This is a genomic window from Serratia fonticola, from assembly GCF_001006005.1.
GTDB classification, from domain to species: Bacteria; Pseudomonadota; Gammaproteobacteria; order Enterobacterales; family Enterobacteriaceae; genus Chania; species Chania fonticola.
The window spans coordinates 1,522,469-1,537,580 of the sequence record NZ_CP011254.1; the positions used below are offsets into that span (position 1 = coordinate 1,522,469).

At 54.8% G+C, this 15,112-nt stretch carries 13 protein-coding genes; 7 read left to right on the plus strand and 6 right to left on the minus strand.

The genetic code is table 11. The features are described from left to right. The first annotated feature begins 109 nt into the window (after window positions 1–109). A complete protein-coding gene (locus WN53_RS28580) occupies window positions 110–247 on the plus strand; it encodes a hypothetical protein (RefSeq protein ID WP_158645266.1) in 138 nt (45 codons plus the stop codon). A gap of 306 nt (window positions 248–553) precedes the next feature. On the opposite strand, the gene spy is transcribed toward WN53_RS28580, so the two are convergent. Continuing rightward, on the minus strand, window positions 554–1,057 hold the full coding sequence (gene spy / locus WN53_RS06725; protein ID WP_046808032.1) for an ATP-independent periplasmic protein-refolding chaperone Spy: 504 nt from the start codon (window positions 1,055–1,057) through the stop codon (window positions 554–556). Window positions 1,058–1,696: 639 nt separating this feature from the next. Between spy and yhjD the strand changes: the two genes are divergently transcribed. The 3 genes from yhjD (at window position 1,697) to WN53_RS06740 (ending at window position 5,203) form a co-directional block, all read left to right on the plus strand. Beyond that, complete coding sequence (yhjD, locus tag WN53_RS06730; RefSeq protein WP_021181810.1) at window positions 1,697–2,692, plus strand: inner membrane protein YhjD; 996 nt, start codon at window positions 1,697–1,699, stop codon at window positions 2,690–2,692. A 341-nt stretch (window positions 2,693–3,033) separates the two neighbouring features. Beyond that, window positions 3,034–4,356: an MFS transporter gene (locus WN53_RS06735; RefSeq protein ID WP_021807376.1), complete on the plus strand. Its 1,323-nt coding sequence runs from the start codon at window positions 3,034–3,036 to the stop codon at window positions 4,354–4,356. Between the two features lie 94 nt (window positions 4,357–4,450). Beyond that, window positions 4,451–5,203, plus strand: a complete 753-nt coding sequence (locus tag WN53_RS06740) for a CDP-diacylglycerol diphosphatase (RefSeq protein ID WP_024482832.1) — start codon at window positions 4,451–4,453, stop codon at window positions 5,201–5,203. A gap of 7 nt (window positions 5,204–5,210) precedes the next feature. Here WN53_RS06740 and WN53_RS06745 read toward each other — a convergent pair whose 3' ends face one another. Continuing rightward, entirely contained in the window at window positions 5,211–7,256 is a 2,046-nt protein-coding gene (locus WN53_RS06745) for an AsmA family protein (RefSeq protein ID WP_024482833.1), read from the minus strand. Between the two features lie 103 nt (window positions 7,257–7,359). Next, a complete protein-coding gene (gene pdeH, locus WN53_RS06750; RefSeq protein ID WP_071784928.1) occupies window positions 7,360–8,160 on the minus strand; it encodes a cyclic-guanylate-specific phosphodiesterase in 801 nt (266 codons plus the stop codon). 321 nt (window positions 8,161–8,481) lie between these two features. On the opposite strand from pdeH, the gene WN53_RS06755 reads away from it, so the two are divergent. Both WN53_RS06755 and kdgK read left to right on the plus strand, forming a co-directional pair. Continuing rightward, window positions 8,482–8,685: a 2-hydroxymuconate tautomerase family protein gene (locus WN53_RS06755; protein WP_024482835.1), complete on the plus strand. Its 204-nt coding sequence runs from the start codon at window positions 8,482–8,484 to the stop codon at window positions 8,683–8,685. A 153-nt stretch (window positions 8,686–8,838) separates the two neighbouring features. Beyond that, window positions 8,839–9,771 carry a 2-dehydro-3-deoxygluconokinase gene (gene kdgK / locus WN53_RS06760; protein ID WP_024482836.1) on the plus strand — a complete coding sequence of 311 codons (933 nt, stop codon included), beginning with the start codon at window positions 8,839–8,841 and terminating at the stop codon, window positions 9,769–9,771. A gap of 290 nt (window positions 9,772–10,061) precedes the next feature. Here kdgK and ilvC read toward each other — a convergent pair whose 3' ends face one another. After that, a complete protein-coding gene (gene ilvC, locus WN53_RS06765) occupies window positions 10,062–11,537 on the minus strand; it encodes a ketol-acid reductoisomerase (protein ID WP_021181818.1) in 1,476 nt (491 codons plus the stop codon). Between the two features lie 167 nt (window positions 11,538–11,704). Between ilvC and ilvY the strand changes: the two genes are divergently transcribed. After that, complete coding sequence (gene ilvY / locus WN53_RS06770) at window positions 11,705–12,586, plus strand: HTH-type transcriptional activator IlvY (RefSeq protein ID WP_024482837.1); 882 nt, start codon at window positions 11,705–11,707, stop codon at window positions 12,584–12,586. Between the two features lie 258 nt (window positions 12,587–12,844). Here ilvY and WN53_RS06775 read toward each other — a convergent pair whose 3' ends face one another. Continuing rightward, window positions 12,845–13,546 carry a DUF2461 domain-containing protein gene (locus WN53_RS06775; RefSeq protein WP_024482838.1) on the minus strand — a complete coding sequence of 234 codons (702 nt, stop codon included), beginning with the start codon at window positions 13,544–13,546 and terminating at the stop codon, window positions 12,845–12,847. Window positions 13,547–13,567: 21 nt separating this feature from the next. Further along, a complete protein-coding gene (gene ilvA / locus WN53_RS06780; RefSeq protein ID WP_024482839.1) occupies window positions 13,568–15,112 on the minus strand; it encodes a threonine ammonia-lyase, biosynthetic in 1,545 nt (514 codons plus the stop codon).

Below are 15,112 nucleotides of genomic sequence, written 5' to 3' on the forward strand. Positions count from 1 at the left end.
CCCCTTGTTGGGCCGGTAAAACTTAAATTGGGCCATAAAAGGCAAAACGGGCCGTAAATATGATATTTTACGGTCCGTGTTTTTACTGGCCCGCAGGAAACAAACATCGATGACATCCTCAGATACCCTATCCAACCTGCAGCAGGGCATCCTGACCGCCATCGCTGCCGCGAAAATTCCGGGTACTGAACACGCACAACTGCGCCCGGTATCGCCTTTCGATGCGTATGACGGAACAGTGGATTAAAGACGGGAAACCGGCCTGGTCGTCCAGTTCAACCCGTGCGAGATCCGCGGGAAATAGGCTGTAGGCGTGGCAGCACATACACCATCCTCAATTTTGTATTCCAGATGGTCTTCGGGGGAAAATTCATTAAGAGTGATGATTTCAAACTGGTATTACTGGGGAGAGAGATCTTTGAACATGGCGGCCAGTCTATTTTTTACACTAACCTTATTAGGTTAAAATTTTAGCTTCACGGTCAGGACTTTGTCATTAATAAAAAAAAGCCGGGCAAATAACCCGGCATTTTTATTATGCTAGCAATGTTAATTATTCAGCAGCAGGGACATGATCACGCATTTTTTTCATATGCTCCATCATCTTCTGCTCGCGTTTCTGATAATTCTCATTGTATTGTTTTTTCTGCTCTGGCGTTAGCAGGTTATACATTTTGTTTTCCGCTTTGGCGCGTTCCAGCATGTGCTCAGATTGCGCTTTACCGATCGCATCGATCTGGGCTTTTGCCTTGGCTTCGTCGAAGCTTTCCGAAGCGATCATGCTGTGCAGTGCCTGGCGCTCGTCTTTAGCACCCGGGCCGCGTTTTTGATGCGACTCTTTCATGATATCGCGCATCTGCTGGCGCTGCTCTTTGGTCAGGTCCAGGCCGGCAAACGGGCCTTCTCTACCTGGGCCTTTATGGTGCATCATTTTTGCCGGAGCGGCGGCTGTGGCCGATGCGGTTGCAGGGGCGGTAGTTGCGTCGGCTGCAAAGGCGGCAGAAGCAGAACCCAGGGCTAACGTTGAAGCGACAAATAAAGCAGTCAGTTTACGCATTATCATTTCCTTAAAAGTTATTCTTCATCAGGAGCGCTGTACGTTAACAGGCTCACTATCTCGTCGTCGGAAATAATAATATGCGCATGAATATATAGTAATGCGAGGGAGTGTAAATTTTTTAAAATCAAAAATGGCAATATTCGTCAATTATGAATAAATTATGGAGAAGGCGTCTGTTATTTGGAAGATTACATTGCCCAAGCGTAATTATTAGTGTGGCTTTTGTCCACCTCCAGCTTGGGATTAATTTAATCCTCCCTAGCTACAACCCTGGCTCAACGAAGCCAAAAACTGATTTTCGCGCACTGCGCGGTTCTCTTTATACACTTTATACAGACGTCGCTCACGCGATCCCCATCGTCTTTCAGGCTGCAGTAGGCGCATACCGGGTGAAAAAGCGCGCGCCATAAGATGAGTAAAAGCCTTTCTGGCACTGAGATAGATAAAATTGCAGGGATCCGGCAGAAAAACAGACGTGTGGTGAATAGGACAAAATCGAGCGTTCTTGCTCGCAGCTGTTGGTAGAGGCCATCATCAGAATTAACCCAATCTCGTCCATTAGCGACCAAATCGAGGGCATATTTGGCTATAATCAAGCACATGCCCATTGATTTATCTGAAGGATACCGTGACGTAATGCAGAATAAAGCCGCTCCAGAGCAGCCTGAGGCCATTGAGAAACCGACGATCGCCATCAAAACCGGCAACCAAAAACTGGATAAAGGCCTTTCGGGGTTCGCTCGCCTGATAGAGCGCGTTAAAGCCTGGCCCACCATCGCTCACCTGCTGCGAGCCACCGAACGCTTCAACGACCGTCTTGGCAGCCAGTTTGGCGCCGCCATTACCTACTTCTCGTTTCTCTCTTTGATTCCGATCCTGATGGTGTCGTTTGCCGCCGTGGGCTTTGTGCTGGCATCTAACCCGGATTTGCTGGCCGAATTGATCAACAAGATCGTCAATAGCATCAGCGATCCCACGTTGGCCAGTACCTTGAAGAACACGGTGAATACCGCCATTCAGCAACGTACCACCGTCGGCCTGACCGGCCTGGCGCTGGCGCTGTACTCCGGCATCAGTTGGATGGGCAATCTGCGTGAGGCGATCCGCGCCCAATCCCGTGACGTTTGGGAACGTAATCCGCAGGATCAGGAGAAAATCTATTTTCGCTACACCCGCGATTTTATTTCATTAACCGGTCTGGTGGTGGCACTGATCGTCACGCTGTCGTTAACCTCGATCGCGGGTTCTGCCCAGGCGGCCATCGTGCATGCGTTGGGGCTGGATGGCATTGAATGGCTGCGGCCGGCGATGACGCTGATCGCGCTGTCGATCTCCATTTTTGCCAACTATCTGCTGTTTCTGTGGATCTTCTGGATGCTGCCGCGCCATAAGCCGAAGAAAAAAGCGCTACTGCGCGGCACGCTGATCGCCGCAATTGGCTTTGAAGCTATCAAGTTTGTGATGACCATGACGCTACCGCAGGTCGCCAAATCGCCTTCCGGCGCCGCCTTTGGCTCGGTGATCGGGCTGATGGCGTTCTTCTACTTTTTTGCCCGCCTGACGCTGTTTTGCGCCGCCTGGATTGCCACAGCACAGTATAAAGAGGACAAAACCCTGCCGCAGGGCAAGTGAATATCCACCATCAGCATTGCATTCATGCCAGTCGCAAGGTTGCGACTGGTTTTTTATTTCGATAATCAAACCAAAAAGCAGTCAATAGCTCTAAAACCAGACTAACCAACCGGCCAAAACCAGCATAACAAACTACCCTATAACTTTTCTTTGCACCTTTTCCAGTCATTCTCTCTGCTTATAGCTCACTTCACCACGTTAACGACCATAGAACATCAACTCGTTAAAACATTAGTCTTTTTAACAGTTTATTTGCCAGATAGTACAAAATCTCCCCGTTGAAAAGCCATTTTGCTATGACTAAGATGAATTTTTCCCTAGTCAAAATATAAGAAATAACTATGCAAGCCACCATCGCAACCCCCTTGGACGCCGATGCCGCGTCCACACCGGTTAACTCCCGGGGAAAAGTCATCGTCGCCTCTCTGGTCGGTACCGCCATCGAGTTCTTTGATTTCTATATTTATGCCACCGCTGCGGTGATCGTATTCCCACATATCTTCTTCCCACAGGGCGATCCTGCCGCCGCCACGCTACAATCGCTGGCCACCTTCGCCATCGCCTTTGTGGCACGGCCAATCGGCTCTGCTCTATTCGGCCACTTCGGCGATCGCGTCGGGCGGAAAGTGACTTTGGTGGCTTCACTGCTGACCATGGGGATTTCCACCGTGCTGATCGGCCTGCTGCCAAGCTATGCAACCATTGGTATCTTTGCACCGATCCTGCTGGCGCTGGCACGCTTTGGCCAAGGCCTGGGTCTGGGTGGCGAATGGGGCGGTGCCGCTTTGCTGGCCACCGAGAATGCGCCTGCCAACAAACGTGCGCTGTACGGCTCTTTCCCGCAGTTGGGTGCGCCGATCGGCTTCTTCTTCGCCAACGGTACCTTCCTGCTGCTCTCCTGGTTGCTGACTGACGAACAGTTCATGACCTGGGGCTGGCGCGTACCGTTTATCCTCTCTGCCGCGCTGGTGCTGGTGGGTCTGTATGTGCGTATTTCGCTGCACGAGACTCCGGTTTTTGCCAAGGTGGCCAAAGCGGGCAAACAGGTGAAGGTCCCGCTCGGGACGTTGCTGAGCAAGCACAAAAAGGCCACCATCCTGGGTACCTTCATCATGCTGGCTACCTATACGCTGTTTTACCTGATGACCGTTTATTCCATGACCTACGGCACGGCCGCAGAGCCGCTGGGGCTGGGCTATTCACGTAACAGCTTCCTGTGGATGCTGATGGTGGCGGTGATCGGTTTTGGCGTGATGGTGCCGATCGCCGGTTTGCTGGCCGATGCCTTTGGCCGCCGCAAGACCATGATTGTCATCACCCTGTTGATGATCGGCTTTGCCTTCCTGTTCCCAAGCATGCTCGGTTCCGGCAATCAGCTGTTGGTGATGGCTTTCCTGCTGCTTGGGCTGAGCATTATGGGCCTGACCTTTGGCCCGATGGGCGCACTGCTGCCTGAACTGTTCCCAACTGAAGTGCGCTACACCGGAGCCTCGTTCTCATATAACGTGGCCTCGATCCTGGGGGCTTCGGTAGCGCCTTATATTGCGACCTGGTTGGCTAACAACTACGGACTGTTCTACGTTGGTATGTACTTGGCGGCCATGGCTAGCCTGACGCTGATCGCGCTGCTGCTGATGAAAGAAACCCGCCACACGTCTCTGTAATCCGCTCCCGGCCCCCTGCCTATGGGGGCCTGTTTGTCTGTTGTCACAAATCCCGGCTATGCTATATCCCCCCATTTGCTGAGGAAACCCGCCCATGACGTTGCGCCGTTGGCTCTGTTTGTCTGTTACGTTGCTGATTATTATCGCCATTGCCGCCTATTTCTGGCTGAAACCGGCCCACCCGGATGCGCTGTGGCATATCGTCAGCCAGCAATGCCTGCCTAATCAGCAACAAAACCATAATCCGGCCCCCTGCGCACAGGTAGATGAGCAGGCAGGGTTCGTGGTGCTGAAAGACCGCAATGGGCCTTTGCAATACCTGTTGATGCCAACGGCCAAAATCACCGGCATTGAAAGTCCGCAAGTATTACAACCCGACACCGCCAACTTCTTCGCCTTAGCCTGGCAGGCCCGGCATTTTATGGCGGATAAACTCGGTAAACCGATCGACGATGCCGCCATCTCACTGGCAATAAACTCCGAATACGGCCGTACTCAAAATCAGCTGCATATTCATATTTCCTGCCTGCAACCGGCGGTAAAAACCCGGCTGGCACAGCTGCAAGGAGATTTCAGCGAAAGCTGGCAGCCGCTACCTGGTGGATTGCTGGGGCATGATTATTTGGCTCGCCGCGCCAGCGCTGCTGAACTCAAGCAGCTTGGGGCATTCCGTTTGCTGGCTCAGGGCGATGAGGGCGCACGTGAAAGCATGGGGAGCTACGGCATGGCGATGACGGCCTTGCCGGGAGGGGATTTCCTGCTGTTGGCTGTGAAACGTAACCTATGGCAGCTGAATCTGGCCTCCGCCGAAGAGATCCAGGATCACAGCTGCCAGGTACTACAGTAATATTGGGTCACTTCTTGTTCTTCATCTGCTGCAGGATCTTGCCACACTGGTTTTCTTCGCCACCGTCACTCGGTGAAACCAGAGCCAGCAATGCCGCTGCCGGAGCAACGACAACGCCCAACGCCACCGCAGCCACCCCGCGAGCAATCAACGGCCCGGCCTTCACGCCCGCGTCCGGTTTTTTGAATGTCCCTTTAACATACAGCGGCGAACGCAGGGTCAGCACCCGCATCCCTTTGCTTTCCGGGTCGATGGACAGATCCAGCCGCTCGGTGGCGAAATTGATGTTGCCGGTGATGTTGATAATGGCGTTTTCCGTATCAAACACGAACAGCCGTGGCGTCGCCAACCCGCTGCGAATGCCGACATCCGCCGCCGCACAGTTGATCCCCACCTCGTCATCGCCAAACAATTGAGCTACCAGGTAGTTACCTACGTTCAGGCCCAGGATTTCCATCAGGCTGCGGCTGATCACGCCGTCATTGATCAGCAGGCGCAGGTCGCCGCTGCTGGTCGCCAGCAAGTCGGCCACCGAGTTGCCGCTACCCGTTAGCTTGGCATCGCCGTTCAATTCTCCCAGGCTGCGCTTCATCGACTCCACGTTAGGCAGCAGCTGTTTCAGCTGGAACTTACGCGCATGCATATCTACCCGCCCCTGCATCGGGCTCTTGCTACCATCAAGACGGACGGTGGCATTCAGGTTGCCCCCGGCTACGCCGAAGCGCAGCGGGTCCATCAGGATCACCGCGTTATCCAGCTTAAGGTGGGTATTCAGATCGCTCAGCGGCAGCGAACTGCCATGCTCAATACGTTTGGCGGTAAATTTGACGTCGGCATCCATTACCCCCCAGCTTTTGGTTTCGAACTTCTCAACCGGCAGCACTTTATCGCTCGGCTGGCGGGTTTTCTCGCCACGATTGGCTTTCTGCTGATTGGAATCTGCGCCGATCAATGGCGCAAGATCGGCGAAACGCAGCTGTTTGGAGAGCACTTCACCACTCAACTTGGGCCGAGGGTGGCTCGCAACGTACTTCAAATCACCGTGGATATCACTGTCACCGATCTTGCCGTCAAAGCCCTGATACTGGAATACCGCGCCGCCCGGTTGATGCAACTGGGCGATCAGATGACCATCGGTAGAATAAGGAGGGGTATTCGGTAACAACACGCCGGTCAGCGCATACAGGTTTCCCAGGCTGTCACCGGAGAATTTCAGCCGTAGATCCAGACCGCCAAAGTTCAGCGGATCGGACAACGTCCCCGCGACCTGCACTCTGGTATTGCCGGAACGGACATCGGCCTGCAGTGGGAACGGTATATCAGCGCTTTGCAGTGACAGCATGCCACCCATCTTGCCGCTGCCTGACAGCGCTTCACCGTGGTATTTTCCTTTAACCTTCCAGCCGAAAACATAATCCGGCGTCGTCGCTTTATCCCCCGGCTGTTTACCCGCAACTTCACTAAACGGCAGAGGCTTGCCAAGTGGGTCGATCAACGCCTGGAAATCGGCCTTGAGCGTGGCGTCTTTAAAATCAATCTGGCCGCGATCGAACACGATATCGTGAATGCTGACCGACCAGTCTGACTGTGGTTGGTTGGGATCTTTATCGGCGCTGTTGGCCAGGTTGAAGGTCCAGTTATTGTCACCGTTCGCCAAGCGTTGTAGCGAGGCATTTGGCTGCTTCAACCAGATACGCGGGATCAGCACCTCTTTGCCCAGCAGCGCCAATGGCGCGATCGAGGCATCGACACGTTGCAGTGTGACCATCTCGTCGCCCGGTATCTTGGCCGGGTTGCCCAGCATAATATCTTCGGCGTGGATATGAGGCCACGGTACCCAAGCACGCCATCCACCCTCATCCTGGTGACGTTCCCAGTTAACGCCCAGATCGCCACGAATAGCAAACGGGCGCTGCAGCTCGGCAGAGACTTTGCTATTAATGGTGGGTTTGAGACGGTTCCAATCGAAGGTGGTAATAAACACCACCAAAACCACGATGATCAGCAGCACGATGCTGCCAATCCAGCTAAATGTTTTGCCTGTTCTTGTCATAACGGTTCCCTCGAGGCGATAGCAGACTGCTCAAATTGATAAGCAACCTTACTGAAAGCCTAGTAGAGGATAGGCTAGAGTTCACGCTTTGGGAACTAATGGGTCAGGAAGTGGGGGCAATAAACCGCGTAGGCAGGGTTTTAAGCTGGTCAAAATGTGCAGGGCGGCTAAGGTAATACCCTTGGGCGGCAAACGCGCCAGAGCGCTGTACCAGTCGCCATTCCTGCTCTGTTTCTACCCCTTCGACAATCACCCCGTCGCTGTGCTGGCTCATCAGGCGCACCAGGGTGAAAAACAGCTGGATGCCCTCATCGCTCTGCTTGAGCAACATAAACAGCTCGCGCGCCACCTTGATATACTGATAACGCCAACTGCTGACCGCGGAGAAATTCGCCAGCCCGCTACCGAAATCATCCAGCCACAGGCGCTCCGCCCCGGGAATATGCTGCAGCGGCCCATTCAACGCCCTGTCCGCGTGTTCAACCAGCTCAAAACGCAGATAAGGCATGATGCTGATTTGCCGCTGCATCGCCGGGTGCCGCTGTAGGGCCTGTAAGGCCTTGCCGTCGATATTGATGGAGACCATTAGCGCATGACGGGTAAACAACGTCTGCCATTGCTGCAGTAAATCGAGCTGTTCCTGAATGACCGCCAGGCGCTGACGTAGCCCCAGCGCGGCAAAGTAATGTTCTGGGGATACCGGCTTGCCCGGTGACGCCGGATGATGTACCGCCGTGAGCAACTCCACCGCCAGCAGTTTGCCGCAGGTGCGGTAAATGGGTTGAAAAGTATACAAACGCCGACACTGTCGCCAGTAACGGAAGACTTTGGCACGCTGCCAGGCGGCAAACAATGGCGTCAGTAGACCAGAGATCATGTTGGTTATCATCGGTACTATCGCCATTAGGGAATGGGAACGATAACGTTGCCGGAAATTGTCGATCTTGTTATCGGCAACGCGCAATAAAACTTTAAGCTCCGTTCAAAGCCCTCTACATTAAGCCATTACCCATCCTAAAATTACCCTATGGATTTCAAGTTGGCCGCTCTTGCGCGTCCATGCGCTCGCGGCATTTGTACATCCCTGTACACCACAGCTAGGCGACAAGCTCGTTCATCCCCAGGAGCTTACTTTTCGTAAGTGACTGGGGTGGGCGAGCGCAGGTAACAACGCTGCAGCTTGAAAGACGACGGGTAAGCGTTTTTATAACAAGAGGAAAGTAGAATGCCCTACGTAAATATCAAAATTACCCGCGAGGGTGCAACCGCGGAGCAGAAAAAACAGCTAATCGCTGGCGTGACCCAACTGTTGGTCGATACGCTCGGCAAAAATCCGGCCACTACCGTGGTGGTAATCGATGAAGTGGAAACCGATAACTGGGGGATTGGTGGTCAATGCGTCACCGATCTGCGCACGGCGGCCAAGTAGTTTTCCTTCCTCAGCGGCGGGAAACCACGCGTTTCCCGATCGCGATCATAAACTAATTAAAACGCTGTTTTATTCCTATTGACTCGCTTCGCCCTTGCGTTGAGACTGGACGTATTCGCAGCAACCAGACTCATTATCAAGCCAGGGATTATCATGAACAGCAAAAACCTCGCCGTGATCGGCGAATGCATGATCGAACTGTCGCAGAAAGGCGCCGATCTCAGCCGTGGATTCGGTGGCGACACTCTCAACACTGCCGTTTATATTGCCCGCCAAGTGCCGCAACAGGCGCTGAACGTGCATTACGTCACCGCACTGGGCACCGACAGCTTCAGCCGGGAAATGCTGCAAACCTGGCAGCAGGAGCAGGTGAAAACCGATCTGATCCAGCAGTTGGACAACAAGCTGCCGGGGCTGTACGTGATCGAAACCGACGATACCGGCGAGCGCACCTTCTATTATTGGCGCAACGATGCGGCCGCCCGTTACTGGCTGGATGGCCCGCAGGCAGAGAGCCTGTGCGCGCAGCTGGCACAATTTGATTACCTGTATCTGAGCGGTATCAGCGTGGCGATCCTCAACCCTGCCAGCCGGGAAAAACTGCTGACCTTACTGCGCCAATGCCGGGCCAACGGCGGCAAAGTGATCTTCGATAACAACTATCGGCCGCGGCTGTGGCAAAGCCAGCAAGAGACTCAGCAGGCCTATCGCGAGATCCTGGCCTGTACCGATATCGCCTTCCTGACGCTGGATGATGAAGATTTACTGTGGGGTAAACAGCCGGTTGAGCAGGTGGTAAGCCGTACCCGCGACTTTGGCGTAAGTGAGATTGTGATTAAGCGTGGTGCAGATTCCTGCCTGGTGTTCAGCGCCGATGGGGAAACCCACGACGTACCGGCGGTCAAACTGCCAAAAGAGAAAGTGATTGATACCACCGCCGCCGGGGACTCCTTCAGCGCGGGCTATCTGGCAGTGCGCTTGACCGGCGGTGATGCGGTTAGCGCGGCCAAACGTGGCCACCTGACCGCCAGCACGGTGATCCAGTATCGCGGGGCCATTATCCCACGCGAAGCAATGCCACAATAATACCCGTCGTCTAGATAGGCGAAAGGCCAGCAACGATGCTGGCCTTTTTAGTTGGTCCGATAAATCGGGCCTCTACAATTACAACCTTAATACCCTATGGATTTCAAGTTGCAGCTAGGCGCCAAGCTATCTCATCCCCAGGAGCTTACTTTTGTAAGTGACTGGGGTGAGACAAATCTGTCGGGAATAGATTTGAACGCTGTACACAGCGGCCCCGAAGGGGTGAGGCCCAGGGATGGGCCGAGTAGCTGTGCAGGTAACAACGCTGCAGCTTGAAAGACGACGGGTATTTAGCCGGCTACTGCGATACGTTTCATATCGGTCATATAACCACGCAGTTTGCGGCCAACGGATTCGATTGGGTGGTTGCGCACCGCTTCGTTCACGTCACGCAGCTGCGCGTTGTCAACGGTGGTACCAGCAACAGATTTGCCCAGATCGCCCGCCTGCAGAGTGGTCATGAACTCTTTCAGCAACGGTACCGCCGCATAAGAGAACAGGTAGTTACCGTATTCTGCGGTATCGGAGATCACCACGTTCATTTCATACAGACGCTTACGCGCGATGGTGTTGGCGATCAGCGGCAGCTCGTGCAGTGATTCGTAGTAAGCAGATTCTTCGATGATGCCTGAATCCACCATGGTTTCGAAGGCCAGCTCAACGCCCGCTTTAACCATTGCTACCATCAGTACGCCATTGTCGAAGTATTCCTGCTCGCTGATTTTGCCTTCAAACTGCGGCGCGGTTTCGAAAGCGGTTTTACCGGTCTCTTCACGCCAGGTCAGCAGTTTCACATCGTCTGCGGCCCAGTCTGCCATCATACCGCTGGAGAACTCACCAGAGATGATGTCGTCCATGTGCTTCTGGAACAGCGGAGCCATGATGCCTTTCAGCTGCTCAGACAGCGCATAGGCACGCAGTTTCGCCGGGTTGGACAGGCGATCCATCATCAGGGTGATACCGCCCTGCTTCAGCGCTTCAGTGATGGTTTCCCAGCCGAACTGGATCAGTTTTTCTGCGTATGCCGGGTCAGTACCTTCAGACACCAGCTTGTCGAAGCACAGCAGAGAACCCGCCTGCAGCATACCGCACAGGATGGTCTGCTCGCCCATCAGGTCAGATTTCACTTCTGCCACGAAGGAAGATTCCAGTACGCCTGCACGGTGGCCGCCAGTAGCTGCCGCCCATGCCTTGGCAATCGCCATGCCTTCGCCTTTTGGATCGTTTTCCGGGTGAACCGCGATCAGCGTTGGTACACCGAAACCACGTTTGTATTCTTCACGCACTTCGGTACCTGGGCACTTAGGTGCAACCATCACTACGGTGATGTCTTTACGAACCTGCTCACCCACTTCAACGATGTTGAAACCGTGAGAGTAGCCCAGCGCAGCACCGTCTTTCATCAGCGGCTGAACAGCACGAACTACTGAGGTGTGCTGCTTGTCTGGAGTCAGGTTAACTACCAGATCGGCCTGCGGGATCAGATCTTCGTAGGTGCCAACCTTGAAGCCGTTCTCGGTGGCTTTGCGCCATGAGGCACGCTTCTCGGCAATTGCTTCTTTACGCAGCGCATAAGCAACGTCCAGGCCGGAGTCACGCATGTTCAGACCCTGGTTCAGACCCTGAGCACCACAGCCGACAATCACCACTTTTTTCCCTTTCAGGTAACCGGCTTCATCCGCAAATTCGTCACGCGCCATGAAACGGCACTTACCCAATTGCGCCAACTGCTGACGCAGGTTCAATGTGTTGAAATAGTTAGCCATGGTGATGCTCCAGTTAATGTTGTGTCGTGCAATATTATTTTCATCCCAACCCTGTCGGTACGGGATCCGTTGAAACCAATGTATAACAGGAATTGCGTTGCTTAAATTGATATATTACGAACGTGACGTTGCAATTTCTGCAACACCCCGCTGCGAGCGTACTGATTATGGACTTACGTGATCTCAAGCTGTTCCTGCACCTGGCTGAAAGCCATCACTTTGGCCGTACGGCCAAGGCGATGCACGTCAGCCCCTCCACGCTTTCCCGCCAGATCCAGCGGCTGGAAGAAACGCTTGGGCAGTCACTGTTTCTGCGTGATAACCGCACCGTAGAGCTGACCGATGCCGGTGAACAGCTGAAAGTGTTTGCTCAACAAACGCTGCTGCAGTATCAGCAGTTGAAACATTCGCTTGGCCAGCACGGCCCTTCACTGAGTGGTGAACTGCGTTTGTTCTGCTCGGTCACTGCCGCTTACAGCCATCTGCCGCCAATCCTCGACCGCTTCCGTGCTCAGCATCCTTTGGTGGAGATCAAGCTGACCACGGGTGATGCCGCCGATGCGGTGGACAAGGTGCAATCCAACGAAGCCGACCTTGGTATCGCCGGGCGGCCTGAAACACTCCCCACCAGCGTCGCCTTCACCCAAATCGGTGAGATCCCGCTGGTGCTGATTGCTCCCGCTCTGCCGTGTGCGGTACGAACGCAGGCTTTTGCCGAGCAGCCAGACTGGGCCAATATGCCGTTTATCCTGCCGGAGCATGGCCCGTCCCGAAAACGCATCGAGCTGTGGTTCCGCCGCCAGCACATCACCAATCCGCTGATTTACGCCACCGTCGGCGGGCATGAGGCGATTGTTTCGATGGTGGCATTAGGCTGCGGTATCGCGCTGATCCCCAGCGTGGTGGTGGACAATAGCCCGGAGCCGGTTCGCAACCGCATCTCTCAGTTGGAGAATATCTCGATGGTCGAACCGTTCGAACTGGGGGTCTGCGTGCCGAAAAAACGCCTCAACGAACCACTGATTGAGGCGTTCTGGCAACTTTTGTGAATAGAAGTGCGATTCCCACTCAAAACTCAATGAGGTTGTTTATCACAACTTAATAATACCCTATGGATTTCAAGTCACAGCTAGGCGGCCAGCTCGCTCATCCCCAGGAGCTTACTTTTGGGTAAGTGACTGGGGTGACAAATCTGTCGGGAACAGATTTGAACGCTGTACACAGCGGCCCCGAAGGGGTGAGGCCCACGGATGGGCCGAATAGCTATGTGCAGCCAACAACGCTGTGGCTTGAAAGACGACGGGTATTCATAGGTCTGCGGGGTCGATCTGCTTCATCGTCTCTACCTGCATCAGCCACTGGTACAGCGGCTCCAACTGCTGGAAACTCTGCGTAAGGGTAGCGACCAGATCGGCGCTGAACAGCTTTTCCACCTGATTATCCGTGGCCATCACCGCAAAGGATTTGCGGTTGTACCAGGTGGCAATCTCCGGTGCCTGCTCCTTCACTAATGGGCGCTTGTAGCTTTCCCCCACCAGCTCGAACGGCGCACGGCAGCACGCGGCCACCTCCAAAAACGGCTGTGGCCTGCGCAGCAAGGTATGGCGAAACAGATCCATGGTGGCTTTGTCGGCGCTGTAATAACCCAGGCCATAACGCAACATGTCCGGCCCCAGTTCAAAGAAGTACACCGGTGCCAGCTTCCAGTCTTTGCTTGGCCGCTTGAAGGTTAGCCACATGCGGCTACGGTAGCGGGATTTATCATGGGAAAAACGCGTGTCGCGATGAATGCGCGACAGCGTTTTGCCAATGGCCGGACGGGTTTCAAACTGCGGGTCAATCATCAGCATCGCAGGACTCAGCGCATCCACCAGCGAACGGAACGGCGTTAACAGCTCACGGTCATACACGCCCCGATTGGCATCAAACCACTCCTTGTCGTTCTCGATCCGCACCTGTTGCAGGAAGTCCAGCCCTTGCTGGCTGAACCCGGTGAACTCATTACTCATACGCTATCCTTGTCGCCGATGTTAGCCCTGCAGGAAGAACCGGAAGGCCGGGTTGTCGGTTTCATCATGGCAGTCGTAACCTAACGCCTGCAGGTGTTGCTCAAACTCTGGCTCAGTCTGAGAAAGCTCAAACCCTGCCAGCACGCGACCAAAATCGGTGCCGTGGCTGCGGTAGTGGAACAGCGAAATATTCCAATGCGTGCCCAACGTTTGCAGGAACTTGAGCAGAGCGCCCGGTGACTCTGGGAACTCAAAGCTGTACAGACGCTCACGCAGCGGCTTCGAAGGCCGCCCGCCAACCATGTAACGCACGTGCAGTTTTGCCATCTCATCGTCGGACAGATCTACCACCTGATAGCCATCACGGTTCAGCTCATCGATGATTTCCAGCCGCTCGGTATGGCCTCTGGTCAGGCGGACACCGACGAAGATGCAGGCATTGTCAGCATCGGCATAGCGGTAGTTAAACTCGGTGACCGCACGGCCGCCCAACAGTTGGCAGAACTTCAGGAAGCTGCCCTTCTGCTCTGGAATGGTTACTGCCAATAGCGCTTCGCGTTGTTCGCCCAGCTCGCAGCGTTCGGAAACGTAGCGCAGGCCGTGAAAATTCACGTTGGCACCGGAAAGCACGTGGGCCAGCCGCTCACCCTGAATATTGTGCTGCTGCACGTATTTTTTCAGCCCCGCCAACGCCAGTGCGCCAGAAGGTTCGGCGATGGCCCGCACGTCTTCAAACAGATCTTTCACCGCTGCGCAGATCGCATCGCTGTCTACGGTGATCACATCATCAAGGTATTCACGGCACAGACGGAAGGTTTCATCACCGATGCGCTTTACCGCCACGCCTTCGGCAAACAGCCCAACGCGCGCCAGATCGACCGGCTGCCCGGCATCCAGCGCTGCACGTAGACAGGCCGAATCCTGGGCTTCCACGCCAATCACTTTGATTTGCGGCATCAGTTGCTTGATCAGCACCGCCACACCGGCCGCCAGGCCGCCACCGCCAACCGGGACAAACACCCGGTCCAGATGCGCGTCCTGCTGCAACAGCTCCATCGCCAAAGTGCCCTGCCCGGCAATGACTGCCGGGTGATCGAACGGGGGCACGAAAGTCATGCCCTGCTGCTGCGAGAGCTCAATCGCCTTGACCTTGGCTTCGTCGAAGTTGGCACCGTGCAGTAACACTTCGCCGCCAAAACCGCGCACCGCATCAACCTTGATATCCGCCGTCGACACCGGCATCACGATCAGGGTTTTGATCCCCAAACGGTTGCCGGAAAAGGCGACGCCCTGTGCATGGTTGCCCGCAGAGGCCGTGACCACGCCACGCACCCTCTGCTCTTCATCCAGGCTGGCAATCATCGCGTAAGCCCCGCGCAGCTTAAAGCTGTGCACCGGCTGGCGATCTTCGCGCTTCACCAGAATGGTATTGCCTAGGCGCGCAGAGATCTTGCCCATGGTCTGTAACGGGGTGACCTGAGCCACCTCGTAAACCGGCGAGCGGAGCACCGCTCGCAAATATTCCGCGCCGCAGGGGGCGTCGGGTAGGGGTTGTGATACCGCCAT